The following is a 23,639-nucleotide window of genomic DNA, read 5'->3' as shown; positions in this document are numbered from 1 at the left end:
ATGTTCAAAAAATACAAATATTTTACATACCAATTCTTATGTATTAAGACATCAAAAACAAGTGTTACGAAAAAAATATAAAAAAGACATCTTTTTTAGGGAAAGATGTCTTCTTTATATAAACCTTAATGTTCGTTCTGTAAAACTCTCGCTGCCTTTACTCCCTTTTTCTCTTCTTTTAAAAATAACGATATGATAAACGCAACAATTATAAAGACTAGCCCAAGTGTAAATGCACCTTGGAATCCTGACGTTAAACCGTTTAACTTCTCTACTGGATCCAGTGGATTTGCGGAGCTTTCCATATAGCTAGTTGTTCCTGAAGACATTTTCGATATAAATATAGCTGTACCAATTGCGCCAGCTACTTGTTGCAGTGTGCTAAACAGTGCTGTTCCGTGCGGATATAGATCTGGTGTTAATTGATTTAAACCGTATGTTTGTGCTGTCATAACAAACATGAGTCCAACCATTAATACGCTATGCATAACAATAATTTGTACCATTGATGTATCAGGAGTAATACCTTTAAACAAGAACATTGCTATCCCCACTAACACAATACCGGGAACGATAATAACTTTCGGACTAAATTTATCAAATAGTTTACCTGCGATTGGTCCCATTATGGCGCTAATAACACTTCCCGGAAGCATGGTGATTCCTGATTTAAAAGCTGTAACGAGTAAAACTGTTTGCAAGAACATCGGTAATAAAGTCATCGTTGAAAATAACGACATCATCACAATGACGATTAATCCAACTGATAATGCAAACATCGGAAATTTAAATGCGCGTAATTCTAAAATTGGATTCTCAATTTTTAATTGTCGAACGACAAAAATACATAATGAGATAAGCCCAACAAGTAAAGTGCCATACACTTTTGCATCGGACCATCCTAAGTCACCTGATGCACTAAAGCTATACACAAGTCCGCCAAATCCTAATGTCGATAAAAGGATAGATGGGTAATCTACTTTTGGTCTTGTTAACTCTGAAACATTTTGAATGTACTTCATCCCAATTATTATTGAAATGATCACGACAGGAATAACAATATAGAATAACCAGCGCCAATTTAGTGAGTCTAGGATTACTCCGGATAATGTAGGACCAATTGCTGGAGCTGCCATCATTACAAGTGCGATTAATCCCATTGTTGCACCACGTTTTTCAGGCGGACAAATAATTAAAATCGTATTCATTAATAACGGTGTAATTAATCCCGTCGCTACAGCTTGGACGATACGGCCGACTAATAAAACGGAAAATGTCGGCGCAAATCCCGCAATTAATGTACCAGCTAAAAACGTTACCATAGCGATTAAAAACATTTGCCTCGTTGTGAGCCATTGTTGAAGTAACGCTGTAATTGGGACTAAAACACCAACTACTAACATGTAAGCTGTAGAAAGCCATTGAATTGTTGAAGCTGTTACACCAAATTCTTTCATTAATACGGTTAACGCATTACCAAGTAACGTTTCGTTTAATAACGCAACCATTGCCCCTAAAAGTAATGCAATTAAAATGGGGGTATGTTTCATATTAGAAGTATCAACTTTGCCACTTACAGGGCTCTTAGTTGTCATATTCATTTACAGATTCTCCTCCTGTTTCTTACTTAAAAAACTTTAAATATACCTGAACACATGTAATATAATATACATATGTAGATTAAAAAGGGAGAATCAATTTTCAGCCACTGTATATTTAATCTACAAAAAAGGAGAAGTGTAGATGAATGATAATGAAAAACAACTTGATTTACGTATTAGACGTACACATAAATTACTATGGGATTCCTTATTTGAATTAATGACGCAATCAAAACAGAAATATAGTACGATCACGATTAACCAAATATGTGACCGCGCGATGGTACACCGAACAACCTTTTATAAACACTTCGAAGATAAAGATGCTTTATTAGCATTTGGATTTAAACGATACAGCAAGATGATTGTTGAAATACCAGTTTCAGATCGATTAAGTAAACCATTTCAAGTAATGGAACAATTTCTACACCATGAAGAAATCGGTAAAATATTAGAAACGCAAATGTCTGATGAACAATTCATTAACCGGACACAGTATTTAAGTCACGAAACGAGAAAACAAGAAATAGAAGCGTTACATCAACTGCGCAAAAATCATACGATGCCAAATGATTTAATCATTGAATTTTATTCAGGGGCAATCACCTCATTAAGCGCATGGTGGTTTAAAAATGAAAGAAAAGTTTCTGCTGCTGAAATGGATAGGTATCTTCACCAACTCATTAACCGGGATATTTTTCAGTTTGAAGAGGAATAAAACTACACCTTTTCAATCATGCAATCAAATTGACCACAAAATAGGAATATGATATATTTTCCGTAGAATACTATATAAGTGTGACAGCGAATAAATTGGCATATAATAAAAAGAAGAGATGCGCTAACATCTCTTCCCTAACTGCTACCGTATAGGGTGGTGGTTATTATACGTTACTATTTTTTACGAAACCCACCCTTTTGCTTCCTACGGCGCGGAGTGGGTTTTTTGTTGTCCTTACCCAGAAGTTGCTTCCGCAAAAAATACGCTGAAACTTCACGTACGGTCGCTTTTACAAATTCTTTTACAAGGTCAAACAAAAACTCCATATTATCACCCCCTTTCCTTCCAAATGGAAAGAAGGGATAACCACCCACCCTCACAATATGCAGTTGACTTTATTTTATCAAATGATTGTAAAGATATTATGTAAACAAAACAAATGAAATGAAATTTTATATAGAAAATATGAGTTTATATTATTTTCATTCTCTTCACTTAAATTTTCTTTTTTAATGAGAATTTTTCAGATGCTATCTTTGAATAAATAGCATCTAAAAAATGTTAAAAGGAATTTCCCCTATTGTCTTCTTATATTTTATGTAATCTACATATTTGACCTTTTCTACATCCTTTGATTACTTACTGAATATAGTCATACAGATTTTTCGCTAACAATAAACAAGTTACTGTAATGAAAAGAGCACGAACATACCCACTTCCTTTTTTTATAGCGAATTTGGAGCCGACAATTCCTCCAGCAATTTGAGCAATCCCCATTATGAAGCCATACACATAGTTTACTTGCCCTACATACATAAACATCAACAATGCACCAACATTACTTCCTAAATTAAGAAACTTCGCCGTACCTGCTGCTTTTAAAAAATCATACCCAATAAATAAAAGAGCGAACATTAAAAACGAACCTGTGCCAGGCCCTAGAAATCCATCATAAAAACCAATAGCAAAAATAAAAAAGGTAAAAATAATGACGTGTCGACCAGACAATTTTTTATGAGTGGAAATACTTCCCCAATCCTTCTTGAATATCGTATAAATAGCGACCACACCAAGCATGATCAGCATTAATGGCTTCAGTACTTCTGGGTTCATTAAATGAACGGTCCATGCCCCTATTATGGAACCTATGAAAGTGATTGGAAATAATTTAAACGCCGATTTCAAATCAAGATTACCAGAACGATAAAACACAATATTACTAGTTGCACTCCCCATTGTTGATGCTAATTTATTCGTGGCTACTGCACTTGCTGGATTCAGCCCTGTAAATAATAAAGCTGGTAAAGCAATCAATCCACCACCACCTACAACTGAATCAATAAATGCAGCCACAAACCCAAAAACAATCAAAATAATTAATATAGATGGGTCTAAATAAAAATCCATACGAGTAGCCTCCCTTTTAGTCACTATTGTAATAGTAACTATCAATTTGCTAAATGTAAAGAGTTATTGTAACGTTGAAATATAAAGTGAAACTTTAATCAGTGGGGGGTTTTGTTCATCCTCCACTGATTATCAGCCCTCACCCATCGGGCTGCCCGTTAAAGCGGGATAAAAGCAAACATCGGAGGACGAAAAAGTGGACTACATCGTACAACAGCTTAAAAAAATTGGTTTTAATGAATATGAAGCTAAATCTTATGTATCTCTTGTGAAACAGGGGCCTGCTACAGCCTACCAAGTAAGTAAGGATTCAGGGGTCCCAAGAGCGCGAATTTATGAGATTTTAGGTAACCTTGTAGAAAAAGGAATTGTCATGAAGGAAGAAATAAATGACACCACTCGCTATTCACCTCTACCTGTTGAAATCTTTTTACAGAAGGCGCAAACAGAATGGCAGTCTACTTACGAAGGAATAAGTGATTCATTAAAAAAACTCGAAACTTCTGAGGAAAAAACGGATAATCGAGTAATTACTTTAAAAGACAATAAAACAATCATTAGCTATTGTCATGCATTAATAAAAAAAGCAGAACGACGTATTGTCATTTCAATGTGGGATGAGATGTATGAAGCGTTAAAAGAGGAACTATCTGAAGTAGCTGATAAAGTTTCAATACAAGGTATTACCCTGCATGTTGAAAATCCCATTAAAAATCTAGAAGCCCATCGCATAACACCTTATACAGAAACCTTGTCTACAGAACATTGGTTTATTGTATCAATAGATTCTAAAGAGATGATTTATGGACCATCACTTGAAGAGCGTAATATTGCTTTTTATACAGATGACCCCGTCCATATATACTTATTAGAGGATTATGTATGGCATGATGTTTTAGTAAATCGACTTGTCCGACGTAGCCAAGATGACTTGCAGCAATGGATTACTGCAGAGAGAAGATCTTTCTTTAAGGGGAAATAAGAAGTATATTCAAGAGCAAATCAAAAAATTCGCGTATTAAACCTATCAACTTTTCCTTATAAAAATAGCCGACTATTATATAGTAAATAGTCGGCTATTTTTGTATAAATTTATACAGACACTGCCATTTTCCCTTTGCGAAATATTCCCATTAATCCAGCGATTAATGAGATAAACGCTTCTCCCACTCTTTCACCTTTTCAATTGTTACATCTAATTTCTTAGCCACTTCCTCTATACTCATTCCTTTAAAGAGCATTCCAGCTGCCGAAAGTGCTTTATCAATTTCTTCTTGCTTCTCCTGTTCATATAAACGACCCACTTTTGTCATCCGTAACCACTCCTTTACTTTTTTCGCGTAGTCTTCATCAATAAATTTATCTGTAGCTACAAGAATTCCGGCAATAACTTGAATTTGTTCTTGCTCATCGGAGATACATTTTGCTACTTCTATCGTCTTCTCAATTAAAATTTGTCTTTTTTCTCTGCTATGCATAAGTGGTACAAGTATCAATTTCATGGTTTCTTCATCCGTCAAAGATTTTCCTTCTTCCATTTTTTTAATAACCTTTTGAAGGATAGCATCACCATTATATTCGCTTAGTAAAACCGCTTTGGAATTTAAACGTATACTAGATACATCTATTTCTTCTATTGGATTCATTACCTCACTTGTATAAATAACCACGATTCGAATATCCGGTAACTCTTTATTCTTATTATAATAACGATACATAATTTGATTTGCATAATCCATATACTTCAAATGGTTTTCAAGGAAACGGGTATTACTTTCATACTCTAACATTAAAATTGAACCATCTTCCATTTCAAATAAAGTATCTGAGCGCCTTTGATCTGCACGAACTCTCGAGAATTCATTTAATAACAGCTCTTTTATTTTTGGAAAGCCTTTTAATCCATATGCTTCAAGCCCTTTATCCCTATAACATTCACTTAAAAACTTCATAAGAATATCTTTATTATGATAAGAAATATCATTCCCTGCCAATAGCTAATCCCCCTTAACTATTAGTTACCATTTTCTTTATTATATAACTTATGAAATTAGCATTACAACTTTGGTTCACATGCAGATACTATTTTCAAAACAACTTGCCCTTTCACTACTTTACCCCCTCCACAAACTGCCCAAACTCCTTCAAAAACCTCAATTTAAAACTCCCCACAGGCCCATTCCGATACTTTGCCACATGAATCTCCGTCATCTCTTTCTGCACCGTTTCCTTATCATAATAATCCTCGCGATACATAAGCATAATAACATCCGCATCTTGCTCAATTTGTCCTGTCTCTCTTAAATCAGATAAAAGAGGGCGCTTATCTTGCCGTGCTTCTACCGAACGAGATAATTGTGACAATGCTACTACACAAACATTTAATTCCCGCGCTAATAACTTAAGCTTACGAGAAATCTCACTAATCTCTTGAAATCGATTTCCCTTATGCTTCGGATCGCCCGTAATAAGCTGCAAGTAATCTACAATAACTAAAACCTTCTTATCACCATGCTTCCTCTTTAACTTACGAGTTTGCATCCAAATATCTTGCACCGAAATGCCCGCGTTATCGTAAATCTCAAGCGGTAACTTCCCGATTTCCGCAAACGCCTTACTCACCTTTTCCCAGTCCTCTATCGCAAAACGATGCTTCGGATTTTTTAGCCTACCTCCCGACACTTCACTTACGCAAGACGCCATCCTTTTCAGCAATTGCTTACTACTCATCTCTAACGAAAACAATCCTACCGCCGATCTAGACTTCGCCGCATGCAGTCCAACATTTAACGCAAACGCAGTCTTCCCCATAGAAGGTCGCGCACCAAGAACGACAAAATCACCTTCCTGAAGTCCACATGTCATTTTATTTAGCGATGTATAACCAGTCTCAATACCAGTAATCTCTTTCGCATCCTGATGAAGCTCTTCATATAAATCAACTAGCGCATCCTTCAAATCAAACTCACATACACAGTCCTTCTCCTCTAACTCACAAAGTGCCGTAATCGTCTCACCAATAATTTCCTCATTCTTCTCCGCAATAAGACGCTCTCCCATCTTGTGCCCGAGAACACCCGCCTGATACATTTTCCAGGCACCTCGAACAAGCCCCTCATAATAAGAGAAGTTGGCAATTGTAGGCACACCATCCATTAACCCTATAAAATACTCCATTCCCCCGATCCCCTGCAAAAACTTCGGATCTACCCTAGAAATGAACGTCACAAGATCAATCGGTTGCCCCTCTTCTTCCATTTTTCGCATTAACTGAAATATAGACTTGTGCACCGACAGAGAAAAATACTGCTCCGTCAAACGGCACTCCTTAATAAGCTCTCCATCAATTAATAGAGAACCTAATACCGTCTTTTCCGCCTCCACATTTTGAATACTCATGGACGCCACCCGCGCTCCGCTAAAAAGCGCTGCAACTCTTCCTCTGACGGCGCATTCTTCTCCCACTCCTCACACCTCGCCAAAAACTCCTCCGTCTCCCCCGTACTAACAGACGACTCCTTCTTTCGAAACTTAGCCATATCCGCCTCAACCTCACACACTTTCGTAAATCCTTTCCCGTGCCACCCTCTCAAAATCCCTTTCACATAAGCAACCGTCCGCTTATTATTCTCAAACGCAATTTGAAGAGCCTTCAGTACAAGCTCCTCTGACAAATCTTCCATCCACGCACTCAGTTCCTCTACAGTATGCGGGGACAAACTACCGAAATGTTGCTCATAAAAAGAAAACACACGACTCCCCGTCTCTTCCTCTATAACCTCTTCTTCCTCTGTCTCCTCACAAACTGGATCAACATCATCCACAGCCAAATCACTCGGCATACCGAAATGCGCTAAAAGCATCGGAACATTCAGCTCCTCCTCTACGCACTTCTGAAGAAACATATGTACAAACTCCTTATTCTTCACACCCTTCAGCTCACGAAGCACACACTTCTCCACATTCGTATTCGTCACCGGATTATAACGAAGCCAATTTAAAACGAATAACTCTCGTGTATCCGCATCATAAAGAATCTTCCCATAATCAATGAAGCGCTGCACAAGCTTATCAACAGTCTCCCGATTATAACCCGTCTCCATCTCAGCTAACCGCTTCGGAAAAGGAAAAATCCCACACTGCGTCGTCTTCGAATAAGTTAACAAATACACATAAAAATACCGCTCCTCCGGCGTCAAATCCAAAACAAAATCATCCTGCCAAAAATTCACCTGCACATTACGATACACCGCCATCAAAGTTCCTCCCGTCTCCGTTCAAAAGTAAAAGCCCCTTCATAATATATATGGGAGGGAGTCAGGGTTTTTGGCGTGTTATTTTAAATTTTTTTGACTACTACTACGGTGTTTGTTGTTGTTTTTGTTTTTGTTATGTTTTTTCTTAGTGATTTATTACTTGGTAGGGGCTTGTAAGGGGCTTAGGAGGGGTTAGTTATCGGTTACTTCGATTAGGAAGACTCGATCTGAGAAACCGCCTCTTTCTTCTGCTTTCTTTTTACGGATGTTGTTGATTTCTTCTAGTGTTGTGTCTTCGTGTTCGGCTAGGACGTTGATTAGTTCTAGGAGGTCGGATAGTTCTTCGAGTTTATGTTTTTTTGTGTCTGCTTCTAGGTATTCGGTTAGTTCTTCTTGAGTTTTTTTGCAGAGTTCTTTTATGTATTCTTCTTCAGGTAGGATTCTTGTTGTGGGTGTTTTTCCGTTTGCTTCTATTATTTGTGGAATTTTATTTCGGATTAGTTTGTTGTAGGTTGGCATGGGATTTTCCCTCCGTTTGGTTTTTTCGTTTATAATAAATTTATAAGGCTCATAAACCAGCTTTTCATTTATTCTGCATACACTAGCCAATCCTATTAAAAAATAGAAAAAATTAATGATGTTTATTATAATCGGGATCGGCATTAAATTTTCTTGATCTATCTGATCCAGATTCAGTACAAAAACATGAACCGTTTGGTTTATTTGTTATTGATTCTTTCTCTACTTTTTACAAAAAAAGATTTAGTTTCCCCTGTAGTTTCATTTTCCAATTTGTTTGGATATATAAAGCAGAAATTAAAATCAGACTTAACCTGAACTCTTTTTCAATTACAATACGAATATTATGCAAAAACTTGTAAAATATAAATTTTGAAAGGAAAAACCAAATGAATAACAGTGTAAATAAAAATAATAAAATTATTAGAGCTGCCCTTTTTTTGGAATACGATGGGAAATGTTTTTATGAGGGGTTACCTATTAGATTCCAAGATATGCATATTGATCATATAATTCCTACTGATACTGAAAAAATGGCGATTTAGACGATTTGCTAAAAAAGTTGGCATTACCAACGGACTTTAATTTAAATAGTTTATATAATCTAGTTCCGTGTTCGCCCCATGTAAACCAAATAAAAAACAAAAAACAGTATCCTCCTGAATATTTGGCACATTGTATTTATCAAAAAACCGCTTCTAAAGTATTAGAAATAAAAAATAGAATAGAAAAATTAAAAAAAGAGCATGCATTAGACAAAGATCTTGCTCGTTTAACAGCACGATTAAATAATTTTAGTAATAAGAAAGAACTTGAAGAATTATACAACTCTTTATCTAATGAAAAACCCTTTCAGATAAAAAGAGATGTTACTAAAAGTCCTTTTGGATTTACATATGAGCAAAGCCTACCAAATGTTAGTTTAGTCGGACACATCCCGATGTACCCCAAACTGAATGGAAATTGTTTAATTACTTTTAGCAATTTAAGATTGAGGGATTGTATGATAACTATAGACCACAGAACGATAATGGAAAGTTTATTCCAAGGAGTCAATACTGGTCTAGAGCTAAATTTAAGGAATTTTATTATACACTCACCAGAAATTAATAAAGATATCTATTATGTTGATTTGTCCAATACTAGAATACCTCTGGAAAAGGAAGAAATTAAACAGTTAATTACAATAATCGATGATTTTGCAGCGGTGTATATTGCTGAATGTAGGAATCTCTATCTAATGTTAAACAGAGATATTTTTGAAAAATCAGGTGATAAATACATAAAATTGTTTAGAATCCACAAAAAACTTTGGCTTAAAATGATTGAATTTTGTAGAGAATTCGATTACGAAGAAGGAGAGTCTGATTGGCATACTTTTGACTCTCATAGTTCTTTTATAAAGATTTTTGATAAGCACAAATCTGAATTTAGGGCTTTTATTGTACCTAAGATAGAAGAAAGTACATTTTTAATTCATAACTCTGAGGACATTTGGTTAACTTGGACTGACGAATTTTTTTGGGAAAATCGGATAGAGGATATTGAAACAAATAGAATTTGGTCTCCTCTTTATACCTATCATTGGCTAACTAAAGAATTTATTCCTTATGTAATATACTATAGTAGCAAAAAAGAAAAAAGGAATTTCCTGAACAGAAAAAATAAGTTTGTTAATTTTGAAGAATTTAGAAAAACATTCAATATTGAAAATTATACTTCTTATCTCCCTAACATAACAAACGATAATTGCAGCACTACAAACTTATTATCAACAATAAATGAGTTAAGGTTGTTTTATTCAACATATTGTAATGCTTTTTATGAATGTAAAGATTTGAAGAATTTATATGAGAGTTTAATCATTCTCTTACAAAAATCTGATATTGATAAAAGCGGAATAGAATACATAAAGAGTAAATTAAATATTTCAAATGGAAATGATAAAGACACTATCATCCATGAGATTAAAAATATTAAGAATAATATTACTAGCGGAAAAGTATATTCTGGTTTTAAAATTGACCTTATTTTTAGAACCTTGGAAATCACACTAAGAGACTATAATATTTATCTACTAGAAAGCGAAATAAATTCAATACGAATTTTATTAGCATTCTTTATTGAGACAAAACAAAAAGAAGAAGTTAGAAGGAAATTTTAACTATTATTCAATTTCTAACCTTATAGCCTCTAAAGAGCTGTTTTTCTAAAGTTGTTTACTTTGATTAGTACCATACTTATATTGGTCAAGAAATTGGATTTTTCTATGCTACAAGATTTACATCAGAAAATACAAAGTACCCTGTAAACCCTTGATACAGCTAGTTTTCCGAAACATAAAACATACGTTTCTAATCTTGGTAGGAGCTAGTTATCAGTTACTTCGATTAAAAAGACTCGATCTGAAAAGTCACCTCGTCCTTCTGCTTTCGTTTTACGGATGTTGTTGATTTCTTCTAGTGTTGTGCCTTCGTGTTCAGCTAGGGCGTTTATTATTTCTAGGAGGTCGGATAGTTCTTCGAGTTTATGTTCTTTAGTATTTGCTTCTAGATATTCAGTTAGTTCTTCTTCTGTCTTTTTGCAAATTTCTTTTATGTATTCGTCTTTGGATAGGATTTTTGTTGTGGGTGTTTTTCCGTTAGCTTCTATTATTTGTGGGATTTTGTTTCGGATTAGTTTGTTGTAGGTTGGCATGTGGGTTTCCTCCGTTTGGTTTTTCTTCTATTATAATGGAAAAGCAGTTTAACTAGGTGTTAAACTGCTGCATTGCTTCTTTTATATAGTTTTCTTCTTCGGTTGTGAAGAGAGTTGGGAATTCAGATAGCGGAAGGTTTGATTGATTAATTATGTCCTCTATATCACTTTGAGGAATATCAAGGGAATTTGTTATCTCTTCTATTACATTGAAAAATTCCTTCAAAGTAACTTGAACTTCATGATGACTCGGATCCTCCTCTTCTTCCTTATACTTTTTTAACTTCCCTATCACATCCATAAAGCGCCGATCAAACTTTTCTTTTAGTTCCTTATTATAAAAAGCTCGAACACTATCTGCTGAAAAGTGTTCCTCTAACCATTCCTTATTTTCTTTCTCCCATATAAAAGTTTGCAAAAAGGAAGAAAACAAAGCGACATCCACTCGTTCTTCCTTTTGAAACTTCTTCGTCATCTCATCCATATGCGAAAGCACCTTCGCAATTCTTTCTTGCTCTGCCAGAAGCACTTCTCTTTGAAAATGCATCTGTCTTAAAAAGTCTTCTGTCTCAATATCACGCTGCAATATAATATTTTGAATCTCCCCAAGCGAAAAACCAAGATGCTTAAACGATTGGATTTGCTGCAGCACATACAAATCATCTTTCGTATATAGCCGATGCCCACCTTCAGTATAATCACTCGGCTTTAATAAATTAATCTTGTCATAATAACGAAGCGTCCGCACCGTAACATCCCCAACACTTGCAAACTCACTAATCATCCACGCCATACCATCACCTACTCTGCTAGCTTCTCTTTCACATACTGAAGCATACGAGAAAAACTCATCTCATTCTGCCTAAAATATTGAAACAAACTTATAACAAGTAACAAAAAAGGAACATTATCTCTATAACGATTTTCATACTCACTAATACCATCATAAAAGTACTCATATTTTCTTTTTCGTAAAACGATATAAATCGCAATAAACAGCACTGCAATCATAATCAAAAGTCGCTTTCCCCTTATTTCCCCTTCTTGTTTCATCACCTATTCTCCTTCCACCGTATACTTATCTTCTTTAAATAACGGAATTCGAATGAAATAACGATATGGTTCGTCGCGTATTACTTTCCACGCAATAATAATTACTTGAACTACCTCAAAAGCGAATACGATCCAAAATAAAACATCACTAATACGTGAACTAATATTAAATAGAAGAAAGATTAACAAATGAAAGTTGAACGCCTTTCGGCAATGATATTTGTACACCTCACTTTTACGTGCCAGTGTGATGTACATGAGTAGTGGTGAAAAGATTCCTATCGCGGCTGAGAGTAGTAGCATGATGATGGTGTTTCTTTTTTCTTTTGTGGTGGTTTTCATGAGTGGTTTGGTCCCCCTTTTTGATTTGTCTTCTTTAGGTTAGGGGGTGACGTTGGGGGAGATGCAAGAAATAAACTATAATTAGTTCTGAAAAAATAGACACAATGAAGTATCTTACATACTACATTGTGTCTATTTACCTCATAAAAAACTAATCATCTATCAAAAAACATTTGAAATACATACTGCAGCCAAAATAACATACATGTAATAAACATCCCAAACGCTATATTTTCATTAAATTTCTTAACAATAATATTCCATTTAACAACAATATATTGATTCACAACACACCAATAGAGAATCATAAAATTGAAATACCGGTCAAAAGAATCATAAAGTTCAACACTCTTCCTCCTTTCAATTTTATGATTCTCTTATTATACCCCCCCACTAAATTAAAAGATCAACTATATACATACTCTTTAAACACTAAACTTTTCTCTAATTATGAATTCCCCTCACCTTTATCTATATAAAAATCATTCAAGAATTTTAGAAGACTTGAAAAGGAAGACCTTCTATTATTTCTAAGTTTCAACATGATTAACAATACAAAAACCACCTCAAACAAATATACCGTCCAAGGTGGTTTTCATATCACTATTAAATTACTACTTCAATCTATCCTGCAACGCACTAATATTAATGATCACAGGACTACCCGACTTCAACGTACCATCTTTTTGTAACATTGGTCCCGAAGTGATACATTGACCTTTCTTCAATGTTGCAAGTCGTTTTTCCCATTCTTTACGTACAGCTGAATCTTGAGCAAGGTTTGATGCAATAGCACTAATTTCATTTTCTGGTGGCATGAAATACACTTTTTGACTTGAATTCTGTAGTCGTGAAATTTCATCCATTGTAAATTGTCCTTTTAATGATTGTGTTGCATACCAACCTGACCAACCAAATTTTCTTCCTTCAGTTAAAATTTTGGCACTTGGTGATTTTTCTCTATGATCAAGATTTTGCGCTTCATCTAATATAACTGGGAATGGTTTATTTTTGTCTCCATGGTGTAATTGATAGTTCCAAATATCCCATAAGATAAACTCTGTAATCATGAGCTGTACATCTCTATTAAAGCCCGTTAATTGTACAATAAACACTTTACCTTTTTGGTTCAGTATGTCTCCCCAATCATATACAGCATTATGATTAAATGGATTCTTATCAATAAAAGGCTTAATTTGTGATCTTGCTGTTTTAGCCGGCCCAGAAGTATCCTCTTCTAATTCTGCTAATAAATAATTTAAATTCATACCTTCGCCATATTTATCTAAACCGCGCATTACTGCCTCATATATAGCGTTTTGTTGCTGAATGCCTAAATCTTTATATACAGCTGAAAATACACTTTTAATTCTTTCAGCAACATCTGTATTATCTTCATCGATATAAATTCCTTCATCCAATTCTTTTTGATTTCGCTTAAATGGATTTACTGGGAATTTATCTTTTGCTACTAGGAATTGTTCAATGTTATCTTGGAGTTTCTCTTTGAATTCCGGTTCTAACTTAGAATTCTTGAATCCATCTGTATAGTCAAATATCATACTAGAAATTCCATTTTGCGCCAGCTCAAGTAGTAAACATTGAATGAAGTAACTCTTACCTTGTCCTGATTTACCCGAAATTAAAATATGTCTATTTGCTAGCTCTGAATTTCCGAATTCCCAATATATTTCTTGAGTCGATCCCTCTACTGTTCCTAACAAAACGCGGATGTCTTTTAATTCTTTTGTTCCTCCTGTTCCTTTTTCTTCCTTTTCTTCTTCAGAATGAGGTACAGTTGGAACGACTTTATTGCTAGTTTTTTTTAACACTTGATTAGAATCATGATTCTGATTTAATAATCTATCTGGATTAATATCAGTTCCACCTGAATGGATTTTCATTTTGAGTGCTTCAATTTCTTCGATTACTCCTTCATATCCATCCTCTTCGGTTAATTCCACTAATAAAATATCTTCTTCTATTTTGATGGATCTCCATGATTGTTCCTTTTTGAATGATAAAATTGCTCCTTTTCCGATTTTATCATCCAAATGTCCACTCATTTCGTAATCATCATTTAATAATCTTTTCTTTAGTTCTTCAATTTTCTCATAAGATTTTTCTGGCCAAATGTTGTTTGCAATAAATTTCTCGGCATTTGCTAGCAATAACTGTACAAAGAAGTTTCGGAAAAACTTATGTTTAAATACATGTAAACCATCTTCACTTGTTTTAGAAAGTTGCGTATCAAATAGTTGCTTAGTAGCATTAATTTGCTCTTTTGCTTTTGCAATAGCACTGTCTTGATTTAAGCCGATTTTCACTTCCACTGGATAATAATGCACTGATAATTTATCATCTTGCATTTCTACTCCAATTAACAGTAAATCGTCACTATGTGCACCTTTTCCGCCTAGATTTTTCGCAGAAAATACACCTTCACTTTTCGTTAATTTCACCGCTCCAGCAACACGCAATATTTCTTCTAATGAGATAGGAACCCATAAAATATTCTCATGATCTAAAACACTTAATATATACTTCACAGCTGAAATAATACTTAACTTTTCTCTTGAGAATTGTCCCTTACTTCCTATAATTCGTAGTAACCACTCACCATTTAAACTATTGAAAGCTCTAATAGCTGTATTAATTTTTTCAGGTGTCGATACAATTTCTTTTTCCGCTAAATACTGTTCAATAACCGCTCGGTATTGTCTTGCTTTATCCGTTACTGTAATTGCATCATACTGGCTTGATGAAGAATATTGATCACTATAATGAATAACCAATAAATTACGTGATGAATCTTGGAAGAAATCTAAACCTACATTAGGTTCAATAAATGTTACCCAATAAGAAGATTCATATAAATGTTCTAAAACTTGTTCATCATAGGTAGATGTTCTCGTAACAATTGTTTCGTTCTTACGATAAGGGTTTGTACCATCGTTATTTAAATTACTTCCTAATTCATTCATTCCTCTAGCAGTTTGAATTAACAAATGTTCATTATTCAATACATTTTTCAATCCAAATCCTGTACGATAATCTACTTCTGTACTTATAGATGATAGAGATGATAACATTCCATTTAAAGATAATCCTGTTTCAATATCTTCCATTGTACTTTTCGCATGCTTCTCATTTGAAATCATTTTATAGAATGAAATATGAGCGTAACCATATTCTTTCGTACCAATAAGTTTATAATAGAAAACATTTTCTCGAATCAGCCTTAATACGTCTACAGCATCGAGATTCTTTGATGCTAACGATAACTCAAAGAACTCCTCAAATTTTTGAACATCATCATATATAGAAAATTTTTCAAAGGCGCTTAGTATATTACTCTCATGATATAAAGCAACCTCTACTGGTATAATTTTGGACGGCCCTTTTTTATCTATCTGCTTCTTAATAAACTGTACTAAACCTCTTACAACTTCTTTATCATTATTTATATTAATCACATTGATTCGTATCGGAGACTTAGATTCTTGTAAAAATAAGTATTGGAAATGTTCCACAAATTGTTGAAGCTTTTCTTCAACTACATTAGCTAAAAATGCATTAGATTCTCCAATCGCAACCTTATGAAGTGGTTCATAAACGGTCCATTCAGGCGCTTCATTTTGAGAAACCGGTCTATACAATTCATCATTCTGTCCATATATATATGGCAATAGATTGTTAGGATGCAGACGATTTAAAATATGCATCTCAACTACTTCGTTTTTAATTTCATCATTAACACTTAACTGATAGGCAACATTAAGCGGATGCAACGGTGTTAGTATGACCCTTTGTTCCTCTTCAATAACTCCCAATTTAAACAAATTCTTTTCTTCTTCTTTTAACATTACATTTTCTTGTATATGAGCAACACTTTCGTTAAAAGCCTTCAAGTATCTTATAGATAGCTCTCTTAATTGATTATCCACAAAACAAAGACTAGGAACCGTATTATTAAACTTATAGTAATTTAATAATTGTTGATACGCATCTCTCAATGATGGGTTCATTAATAATTCAACCTTATTTAGGCCTGATACCCCTCTAACTGCAAAAGCGATTTCATTTTCAATCCATACTCTCTCGTCTTGTAAATAATTTCGAAATCCTTCTCGTGCTGAAAATTCCCTTGCTCCTTGTTTTAATTTATTTGTATCAAGGTTATATTCAAAGCTTTCTTGATGTTCTCTTTTTAATTTCCATACCCTTTCTCCTGATACTGGAACAGTCTTTGCAACTTGCTCTCTAATAAGAATAGGAATTAAAGATGTTTCAATTTGAACAGAAAATGATAAGCTATCATCATTCCATGCAGGGGAAGATTCAGAGACTTCAAAACTTCCACCTTGCCAATTTATAATCTGTGCATCTTCCTCAATAAATACTTCTTCTGGCTCATTAGAAATATCTCCAAAAATAATACGTTCTTCAGCTTTATTCATAACTACGTTTTTCTTATTTACATTCACTTCATAAATCGTTTGAAGCGATTGTAAAAACGCGGCTTCACATTCTATAACAGCAATATGAAACTCATATTTCGACTTAGATTGCATCTTATGCGTATATACAACTTTATGGAATGAAGTCACATTTTGCTTATGCGCTAAACTAACAGTTAGTTTTTTCCCAGATATCCCACAGAACCCCTGTGAATTTTTATGAATGTATTCCTTCTTCAACTTTTCTTCAAATTCAAAGTTCAGATTGATATCTTCTATCTGTGTAGGATTAAAAACGATAATATGGCGTTTACGTCTCCCAGCCTTTGTCTCAGCTTGTGCTTTTTCCCAATATAACAGACCTTCTTTTGAATATTTCTTTGGTGATTCGATATATTCTAATGGACGATCTATCTCAGTCATTTTGTCGTAAGAATCTTTAACAAGAACATAATCCGCTTGCTGCCAATCTTCTTTCTTCAGGCGAGAAACACCTTTCTCATCAAATAATTTTTCTAATTGACTCTCTAAATGTTCATACTCATGCATATGTTGAACTTTCTCAAAGAATGAAGCATTTTCTTCTAGCCTTTTTTTCATTTGAGCTGAAGTAAATTGATTTAAATTTTCATCATAGAAAATGCCTAGATTAGAATAGTCTTCTCTCGCAATCTCTTGTTTTGATAAAAATCCAAGAATTTCTTCATAATCCCAAAGAGATGGTCGCACAATTGTATCATCTAATTTTTTACGTAAATAAAATGAAAGTACTTCCTTCTCTTCTTTATTTAAAGAAGAAGTTTCAATTTCTTCTTTTAATGTTTTCAAAATTGATTTCACATTAAATGGCATACCTTCTTTTTGCAAATCACTGCTACCACCCTTAATACTGTCCAGTGTCTCATGACATATACTAAGTAAAGCTGTTTTCTCCCAAATATCCTTTTGTTCACCGACTTCATTACGAAGTGTTACTAAAAAGTCCGGAGTAACGTTTGCCGATGTAGTCGCAACAACTACTTTCATTTCCTCTGAAACCTTAATAGCAATCGTTTCGTATGGAGTTCCTTGCTTATGCTGATAATAAAACGCCTGCGATAAATCTTGTTCTTTTAATGTGTCATAAAATGCTTGTACTTGTTCATGATTATCAAATTGAAGGTAAAACCGCTCTCCACCTCTAAGATTTTCTGCTTGTAAATAATTTATTAGTTTATCTGAAAGATAATTATAAAATTGGTTTAACATACTGTGCATCACCGCTATCACTTTTTTTGTCTATTAAATTCAGCTTATCAAATAACTGTACAATTTCTTCTTTTGAGTAACGATCGAAGAATAAACCTCTAGCCTCTAAATCTATAAATACTTGCTTCAAAGGTTTTCTTTCCTTTTTTAAACTCAATGCTGTTAGCAGCAATAACATATCTTGACTAATATTAAGCATATAACCAAGTGAACCTCGAGTTTTTAAGAAATATTTTTTCCCAACCTCTTCTATTGATAAAGAGTATCTGTGTCGGGGGCCTTGCATCGTATCTTTTTCATAGGCTTCTTCTATACTACGGAATAAGGATTGTACAAGCGTATCATATTCTAATTCTAAATTTCCTTCATAAGCCCCAAGACCTAAATGTCTTCTATATTCCATAACCCAATCACAAAGCATCTCTAAAAATACTTTTTTATCCTCATCGGATAATTGCTGATATGTTTCCTTTAATTCAGGATAGCCACCTGCTTTTTCTACTCCCATTAGGAAATTTAAATGTTCTAAGCAATTAATATGTAGTAGTAAATGTCTACCTGTATCTTTAATCATTTGATAACCATGAGTATAACCTTTTCTATTCTTACTCGTAGACTCCCAGTCAAGTGTAAAATAAACTTCGTTGTTCTCACTAAAGTTCGCTTTCCCAACTTGTGAAAGCTTTAAAGTCAATTGAGTAATATATAAAAAGTAATAATAACTAAGAAACAAATGATAATGAGTTCTAAAATAATCTTTATGTTCCGCTAAAAATTGAAAATCTTCTTTGAATAGCTTTGAGATAAATGGAATTTGATTAATATACGGACGGCGTTCTTTTTCGTCGCTCTCCAAATGATTTAATTGTTTTAATACAAGACGTGACATTAAATCTGTTGAATCACTTTTTCCAAAAATCTCTTCTACTGTTTCTTTTTCACCTAATAAGACGTCTAAAAGGAATCTAGCAATATCTTGTTCTCCTTTTTTATCAGCCTTATCACTTAATGGTAAATATTGAAACAAATGCAAATGAAAAATTTTAATTGTATTGTCACTATCCTGCAGAAAGGTACGTAGTATTTGTTCAAATTGCGACTTATCTTGCTTTGATACATCAACAGATTTACTAATCTCTCCAATAAGTTCTTCTAGATTAACTTCCATTTTCAACTTATTTCCGCTGACTAGACGCGTAAACTCTCCTAATACTCCCTGAAACCCTTTTGCGAATTTTGCCCGCTCTGTTCCTCGGGTAGAGAAAGGTAACAGAGGAGATTTTTTATTTATTGTATGTTTTAATCCTAACTTTTCTGGTTTAATACTCAGCGAGTTTTTCAAATCCTCTAAATTCTCTCTTACAATCATTTTCTAATCCCTTCTAAACGTAAATTCTTCAAAATCTTCGTCGTATGTTAGTCTAAACATTCCATTTTCATTAGATTGAACAAACAATAATTCTTTTTCTCTATTTCCTAATTTCATTATCTTATCCACAAATTCAACGAACTGAATACAATCTTCTTTATCCTTTTTATTCGGGCGATAACCTTTTGAAAGTTTGACCATCATTTCATATAATGGATAATCAATTTCTAAATATACAGGAGCTACTTTATCTTCATTGGAAAAAGCAAGTAATATATTTAATTTAAATCGATTTAAAACCTCCGGTTCTACCCCTTTCAAATGTCCTACAAACGGCTTAATTTTAAGAGACTGTGCAACCTGAGTAGTATCATTTGAGTAATCCATAAATACATAATCTGACTTCGGACTTCCGTTCCATAAAAAAATTGATTTTCTGGCTAAATTATACATATCTTTTAAATCAGATCGATTTCCTTTATTAAAAGCATATAAATATTCCATATATTTTTTATAATTTTCATCCCCAAATATTTCATTTAAAACCGGAGATAAAAATAATGACATACGTATTAATGTTTTATTGAATACCTGTCTAGATGAATCACTTAGCTCAAAGAAAGAGCCCATCTCTTCTAGCCCTTCTATCCATCCATCAAGTCCATGTAAATTCAAATGCTTTTGGAAAGTATTCTTCATATTTACTGAATTGTTTAGCTCAATTAGCATTTGGTCTACACTATTTGATCGTAGATGAATAGGATCCATTTTAGAAATAACTGCTAGTAAATTTGATTTTTCTTGACCATCAAATAATAAATTCGGTAATAAGGCTTCGGTTTTTTCCATCATACCTGCCCCAAGAAAATCTTCATTGCCATGAGAAGGCACTAAAATATCATAAATAAAATTAAGCATGGAACGTGTCGAAATAATCATCTTATGCTTAACTATTGCTTCAATTAATATACTTAAAACACCATCTCGTATTTGTTGTTGTTGCAATAACTCATAATTCACCATAAAGAATCCATTTATACCACGTTGCTTATCCTTCAAATAAGCTTGATAGAATGGATTTTTTTCTGACTCAACCACAATTCGCTTTAAAATAGATGAAAAATAATCTGATTTTGGCCCTTCACTGGTTAATTCAAAAGGTTGATAATCACTAAAGCTAATCAAGTGGAAATTACCGCTTTGTTGATTAGTAGCAATTTCATTTGCCTCAAATATTCCTGATTCCTCAATGAATTTTGTTAAAATTTGATAGTGCTCTTTTGCATAATCTGATTCAATAAAGTTATGCAGAACTCCTAGGTTAATAGCTAAAATTAGCTTGAATCTAGAACCATCAATCTCACTATCACTATATGGCTTTAATACTTCCGCTAATGTATCAAGGGAACTCTTTTGTGGATCAAAACTTTCCGTAGCATCATTATGCACCGAAAACTCTTCCATCAATTCAGGATATTTATTTTTCACATACGATAATAAATGTGATTTCCCATCTCCAACGCTACCACACAAGAAAATTAATTGACTCGTATTTTGCCCAGCTGCTGCTGTTAGAGCAGACATCATATCGTTCTGTATCGTTCTTTCTACATGTAAATAATCCTTAAACGAACTAAATTCATTAGGATTTTCGATAGCCTCTTGAGATGATTCTTTCAGCTTCGAGAGTTCTGCTAGTAAATAACTCTCTCCTTCTCCTAAAATAAAATCATCATACACAAAATTGTTATCTGCTTCTTCTTCATTATCTACAGACTGTTTATCTTCAATTTCTAACCCTACCGCAATCTCAGCGTTATTTATTTCTGTTAATTCCTCAGTTTGATTTGATGTATTTTGTTTACTTGCAATCTCAATTAGCATTTTTAACTTTTCTTCTAAACTAGCAGATATCTTTTCTTCTAATTTCTCCACAATATGTACACTACTCTTCGGCTGTGGATGTTTGTATTTCGGGACAACAAACTCATAACTCCCGTATACCTCCATAAACCACACTGCAATTTGGAATAGATTTTTATGCATTTTAAAAGCACTCTCTACCCCACTTTCAATATGTTCATGTGCCGCTTTATTTCCTAAATAGCGAACAGTATCAAATGAACGGGAAATTTCCTTTGATAAGATATCTTCTCTTTCTAATTTTTGAATACGCTCTACTTGCTTTAAGTATTGTACGTCGTGCAGTTCATGTTCTTCCGCAATGCGTTTTGATAATAGCTCTGCAAATATTCTTCCCTTAATTAAAACCGATTGGGGATCTTGATAAAAAACATTTTCAATATCTCTCCCCATCTCCGCTAACTCGGGGAATACCTCTTGTAGAAAATCAAATGTATATTTCTCCAATGATGTAACACCTCTTAATCTAAAAATACGTTTCGAATATATTCCATATTATACAATATCTATAGAAGAATTGTTGGTATTAAGAAAAAAGGAAATTAGTGTATTTTCCATTCATAATAAAATTAAACAGTTCCCACTACTCCATTCTTACTTTTAAAAGATTACATAAAAAATAACCTGAGTCTTTAACTATAGAACCCAGGTTATCCAACACTATATACTTTTAAATTTTTCACAAAAACATGCTACATTTACTTTCTAAAATAAACTTAACTGTACAACACTATCCATCTTCTCTTCTTCTTTGTTAATCTCTAAAATCCTTTGACCCATTCGCTCCACCAAATCAACCACTAAAGCATTTCCCATACAAAAGTACCTGTTTCTTTGTGGCATACCTGTATTCGTCCAATCCATCGGAAATCCATTTAACAACTCACATTCAACTGGTGTTAAGTATCTTAGTTTTTTTGTGTAAGGATCTTCAATTACATGAGAACTTCTATTACAAGTCCCTTCACTTGTTAACATTGTACGTCCAGGCTTATTTAAAGCATCAGGGAAAGCCATCCCTCCCTCAGAGTAGAAATATTTATGACCTGTCGCCTTTGATATTCTTTCTTCTTTTTTAGGCCCTTTAAGGTACTTAAGTTCCTCAAATTCCGTTCTTCCCTTTTTGTTAACCTTATCCATTTTCAAGTAATATGATTCATCTGCAGGACCAAATTTATTATATGCTTTCTGAACAATCTCACCTAAAGTCTTTGGATTTTCAGTTACTGAAACTACTTCTTCAGTATATACTTGTCCATCTATCATCACGCCAGAATTATAGTATTCAGCTTTAAATGTATCAGAAACCTCAATAATATCGACCGGCAACTCAAATTGCCCTCTTTTTTTGTTTTCTTCAGGCGCTTCATGCACATTAAAAATCGGAGCGAAAAATCCATTTCCACATAATATCTCTAACGACTTCATTTCACTTTGAACTGATGCAAAATGAGATTCTTTTAAGTACGCGAAAATAAATACTCTTCGTCTTCTTTGTGAATTCCCATAATCCGCAGCGTTAATAACTCGCCATTCCACTGCGTACCCTGCGTCTCTAAAGCTCGCCAGCATAATAGAAAAATCACGACCTCTTTGTTTTGCTGGTGATTTCAATAATCTATCTACATTCTCTAACAAAACAAATCTTGGCTTGCGAGAGTTAACTATGTTCATTATCTCCCAAAAAAGAACACCTTTTTTCCCTTGTATCCCTTTTTCATTTGATATTGTGCGTGCTACTGAATAATCTTGACATGGAAAGCCACCTACCAATAAATCATGCTCAGGTATTTCTGGCCAAACCTCTGCTATATCTTTATTTTCATGTATTCCTTTATTTTCGAATTGAGTGGCATAACAATTAAATGCATGCTGCGCTTTAGTTAAGGGCTCCCATTGATTCCCCCAAATAATCTCAAAATTCTCGTTCGCTTCAAGCCCTAACCTAAAACCCCCCACTCCCGCAAAAAGTTCTACTACTTTCACCATAAATACACGAACATCCCTTCGGTGTTTTATTTCTTTATGCTTCATTATAATAAA

19 protein-coding genes are annotated in these 23,639 nt (G+C 33.9%); 4 read left to right on the top strand and 15 right to left on the bottom strand.

Annotated elements, in window-relative coordinates; translation table 11 throughout:
- Positions 1-125: 125 nt before the first annotated feature.
- Positions 126-1,601: an MDR family MFS transporter gene (locus ACTFRH_RS01195; RefSeq protein WP_001057566.1), complete on the bottom strand. Its 1,476-nt coding sequence runs from the start codon at positions 1,599-1,601 to the stop codon at positions 126-128.
- A gap of 142 nt (positions 1,602-1,743) precedes the next feature.
- On the opposite strand from ACTFRH_RS01195, the gene ACTFRH_RS01190 reads away from it, so the two are divergent.
- Complete coding sequence (locus tag ACTFRH_RS01190; RefSeq protein WP_000999312.1) at positions 1,744-2,319, top strand: TetR/AcrR family transcriptional regulator; 576 nt, start codon at positions 1,744-1,746, stop codon at positions 2,317-2,319.
- A gap of 176 nt (positions 2,320-2,495) precedes the next feature.
- Here the strand turns inward: ACTFRH_RS01190 and ACTFRH_RS01185 are convergent, their stop codons facing one another.
- Together ACTFRH_RS01185 and ACTFRH_RS01180 are read right to left on the bottom strand one after the other, a co-directional pair.
- Positions 2,496-2,648 carry a hypothetical protein gene (locus ACTFRH_RS01185; RefSeq protein ID WP_000394757.1) on the bottom strand — a complete coding sequence of 51 codons (153 nt, stop codon included), beginning with the start codon at positions 2,646-2,648 and terminating at the stop codon, positions 2,496-2,498.
- A 313-nt stretch (positions 2,649-2,961) separates the two neighbouring features.
- Positions 2,962-3,729 (bottom strand): TSUP family transporter, encoded by a 768-nt coding sequence (locus ACTFRH_RS01180; protein WP_000348415.1) that lies wholly within the window; start codon positions 3,727-3,729, stop codon positions 2,962-2,964.
- 196 nt (positions 3,730-3,925) lie between these two features.
- Here ACTFRH_RS01180 and ACTFRH_RS01175 point away from each other — a divergent pair, with 196 nt between their 5' ends.
- Positions 3,926-4,711: a TrmB family transcriptional regulator gene (locus tag ACTFRH_RS01175; protein ID WP_000384577.1), complete on the top strand. Its 786-nt coding sequence runs from the start codon at positions 3,926-3,928 to the stop codon at positions 4,709-4,711.
- Positions 4,712-4,874: 163 nt separating this feature from the next.
- On the opposite strand, the gene ACTFRH_RS01170 is transcribed toward ACTFRH_RS01175, so the two are convergent.
- The 4 genes from ACTFRH_RS01170 to ACTFRH_RS01155 all read right to left on the bottom strand — a co-directional run bounded on the left by ACTFRH_RS01170 (position 4,875) and on the right by ACTFRH_RS01155 (position 8,504).
- Positions 4,875-5,723, bottom strand: a complete 849-nt coding sequence (locus ACTFRH_RS01170; protein ID WP_000908107.1) for a hypothetical protein — start codon at positions 5,721-5,723, stop codon at positions 4,875-4,877.
- A gap of 115 nt (positions 5,724-5,838) precedes the next feature.
- The gene (dnaB, locus tag ACTFRH_RS01165) at positions 5,839-7,128 is read right to left on the bottom strand and encodes a replicative DNA helicase (protein ID WP_000027301.1); all 1,290 of its coding nucleotides are present in this window, start codon (positions 7,126-7,128) and stop codon (positions 5,839-5,841) included.
- Positions 7,125-7,985, bottom strand: a complete 861-nt coding sequence (locus ACTFRH_RS01160) for a DnaD domain-containing protein (RefSeq protein WP_000312070.1) — start codon at positions 7,983-7,985, stop codon at positions 7,125-7,127. The genes dnaB and ACTFRH_RS01160 overlap by 4 nt, the downstream gene beginning before the upstream one ends.
- Positions 7,986-8,177: 192 nt before the next feature.
- Complete coding sequence (locus ACTFRH_RS01155) at positions 8,178-8,504, bottom strand: nucleoside triphosphate pyrophosphohydrolase (protein ID WP_001143658.1); 327 nt, start codon at positions 8,502-8,504, stop codon at positions 8,178-8,180.
- A 389-nt stretch (positions 8,505-8,893) separates the two neighbouring features.
- Between ACTFRH_RS01155 and ACTFRH_RS01150 the strand changes: the two genes are divergently transcribed.
- On the top strand, positions 8,894-9,049 hold the full coding sequence (locus ACTFRH_RS01150) for an HNH endonuclease (protein WP_003300223.1): 156 nt from the start codon (positions 8,894-8,896) through the stop codon (positions 9,047-9,049).
- A gap of 17 nt (positions 9,050-9,066) precedes the next feature.
- The gene (locus tag ACTFRH_RS01145) at positions 9,067-10,668 is read left to right on the top strand and encodes a hypothetical protein (protein ID WP_157464233.1); all 1,602 of its coding nucleotides are present in this window, start codon (positions 9,067-9,069) and stop codon (positions 10,666-10,668) included.
- Positions 10,669-10,874: 206 nt separating this feature from the next.
- Here the strand turns inward: ACTFRH_RS01145 and ACTFRH_RS01140 are convergent, their stop codons facing one another.
- The 8 genes from ACTFRH_RS01140 to dcm form a co-directional block, all read right to left on the bottom strand.
- The gene (locus ACTFRH_RS01140; protein ID WP_001143657.1) at positions 10,875-11,201 is read right to left on the bottom strand and encodes a nucleoside triphosphate pyrophosphohydrolase; all 327 of its coding nucleotides are present in this window, start codon (positions 11,199-11,201) and stop codon (positions 10,875-10,877) included.
- Between the two features lie 52 nt (positions 11,202-11,253).
- Positions 11,254-11,994: a MerR family transcriptional regulator gene (locus ACTFRH_RS01135; protein WP_000312427.1), complete on the bottom strand. Its 741-nt coding sequence runs from the start codon at positions 11,992-11,994 to the stop codon at positions 11,254-11,256.
- Positions 11,995-12,002: 8 nt separating this feature from the next.
- Positions 12,003-12,254 carry a hypothetical protein gene (locus tag ACTFRH_RS01130; RefSeq protein ID WP_000806840.1) on the bottom strand — a complete coding sequence of 84 codons (252 nt, stop codon included), beginning with the start codon at positions 12,252-12,254 and terminating at the stop codon, positions 12,003-12,005.
- A 3-nt stretch (positions 12,255-12,257) separates the two neighbouring features.
- A complete protein-coding gene (locus tag ACTFRH_RS01125) occupies positions 12,258-12,596 on the bottom strand; it encodes a DUF4870 domain-containing protein (RefSeq protein ID WP_000859133.1) in 339 nt (112 codons plus the stop codon).
- Between the two features lie 614 nt (positions 12,597-13,210).
- Positions 13,211-18,304, bottom strand: coding sequence for a DNA phosphorothioation-dependent restriction protein DptH (dptH, locus tag ACTFRH_RS01120; RefSeq protein ID WP_440048800.1), 5,094 nt, complete (start codon positions 18,302-18,304; stop codon positions 13,211-13,213).
- Positions 18,285-19,673 (bottom strand): DNA phosphorothioation-dependent restriction protein DptG, encoded by a 1,389-nt coding sequence (dptG, locus tag ACTFRH_RS01115; RefSeq protein WP_000637020.1) that lies wholly within the window; start codon positions 19,671-19,673, stop codon positions 18,285-18,287. The genes dptH and dptG overlap by 20 nt, the downstream gene beginning before the upstream one ends.
- A 3-nt stretch (positions 19,674-19,676) precedes the next feature.
- Positions 19,677-22,043 carry a DNA phosphorothioation-dependent restriction protein DptF gene (gene dptF, locus ACTFRH_RS01110; protein WP_000417615.1) on the bottom strand — a complete coding sequence of 789 codons (2,367 nt, stop codon included), beginning with the start codon at positions 22,041-22,043 and terminating at the stop codon, positions 19,677-19,679.
- Between the two features lie 258 nt (positions 22,044-22,301).
- Positions 22,302-23,585: a DNA (cytosine-5-)-methyltransferase gene (gene dcm, locus ACTFRH_RS01105; protein WP_033703514.1), complete on the bottom strand. Its 1,284-nt coding sequence runs from the start codon at positions 23,583-23,585 to the stop codon at positions 22,302-22,304.
- Positions 23,586-23,639 lie beyond the last annotated feature (54 nt).

The sequence above is a fragment of the Bacillus cereus group sp. MYBK216-1 genome (assembly GCF_051916495.1).
GTDB lineage: Bacteria > Bacillota > Bacilli > Bacillales > Bacillaceae_G > Bacillus_A > Bacillus_A thuringiensis_K.
Note: the sequence above shows the minus strand (reverse complement) of the source record. Positions and strands in the feature narration are given on the sequence as shown.

Excerpts from the sequence above, each read along its gene's own strand:
- ACTFRH_RS01195 (WP_001057566.1), bottom strand. The coding sequence starts at position 1,601 with ATGAATATGACAACTAAGAGCCCTGTAAGTGGCAAAGTTGATACTTCT.
- ACTFRH_RS01190 (WP_000999312.1), top strand. The coding sequence starts at position 1,744 with ATGAATGATAATGAAAAACAACTTGATTTACGTATTAGACGTACACAT.
- ACTFRH_RS01185 (WP_000394757.1), bottom strand. The coding sequence starts at position 2,648 with ATGGAGTTTTTGTTTGACCTTGTAAAAGAATTTGTAAAAGCGACCGTA.
- ACTFRH_RS01180 (WP_000348415.1), bottom strand. The coding sequence starts at position 3,729 with ATGGATTTTTATTTAGACCCATCTATATTAATTATTTTGATTGTTTTT.
- dnaB (WP_000027301.1), bottom strand. The coding sequence starts at position 7,128 with ATGAGTATTCAAAATGTGGAGGCGGAAAAGACGGTATTAGGTTCTCTA.
- ACTFRH_RS01160 (WP_000312070.1), bottom strand. The coding sequence starts at position 7,985 with ATGGCGGTGTATCGTAATGTGCAGGTGAATTTTTGGCAGGATGATTTT.
- ACTFRH_RS01155 (WP_001143658.1), bottom strand. The coding sequence starts at position 8,504 with ATGCCAACCTACAACAAACTAATCCGAAATAAAATTCCACAAATAATA.
- ACTFRH_RS01150 (WP_003300223.1), top strand. The coding sequence starts at position 8,894 with ATGAATAACAGTGTAAATAAAAATAATAAAATTATTAGAGCTGCCCTT.
- ACTFRH_RS01140 (WP_001143657.1), bottom strand. The coding sequence starts at position 11,201 with ATGCCAACCTACAACAAACTAATCCGAAACAAAATCCCACAAATAATA.
- ACTFRH_RS01135 (WP_000312427.1), bottom strand. The coding sequence starts at position 11,994 with ATGGCGTGGATGATTAGTGAGTTTGCAAGTGTTGGGGATGTTACGGTG.
- ACTFRH_RS01130 (WP_000806840.1), bottom strand. The coding sequence starts at position 12,254 with ATGAAACAAGAAGGGGAAATAAGGGGAAAGCGACTTTTGATTATGATT.
- ACTFRH_RS01125 (WP_000859133.1), bottom strand. The coding sequence starts at position 12,596 with ATGAAAACCACCACAAAAGAAAAAAGAAACACCATCATCATGCTACTA.
- dptH (WP_440048800.1), bottom strand. The coding sequence starts at position 18,304 with ATGTTAAACCAATTTTATAATTATCTTTCAGATAAACTAATAAATTAT.
- dptG (WP_000637020.1), bottom strand. The coding sequence starts at position 19,673 with ATGATTGTAAGAGAGAATTTAGAGGATTTGAAAAACTCGCTGAGTATT.
- dcm (WP_033703514.1), bottom strand. The coding sequence starts at position 23,585 with ATGGTGAAAGTAGTAGAACTTTTTGCGGGAGTGGGGGGTTTTAGGTTA.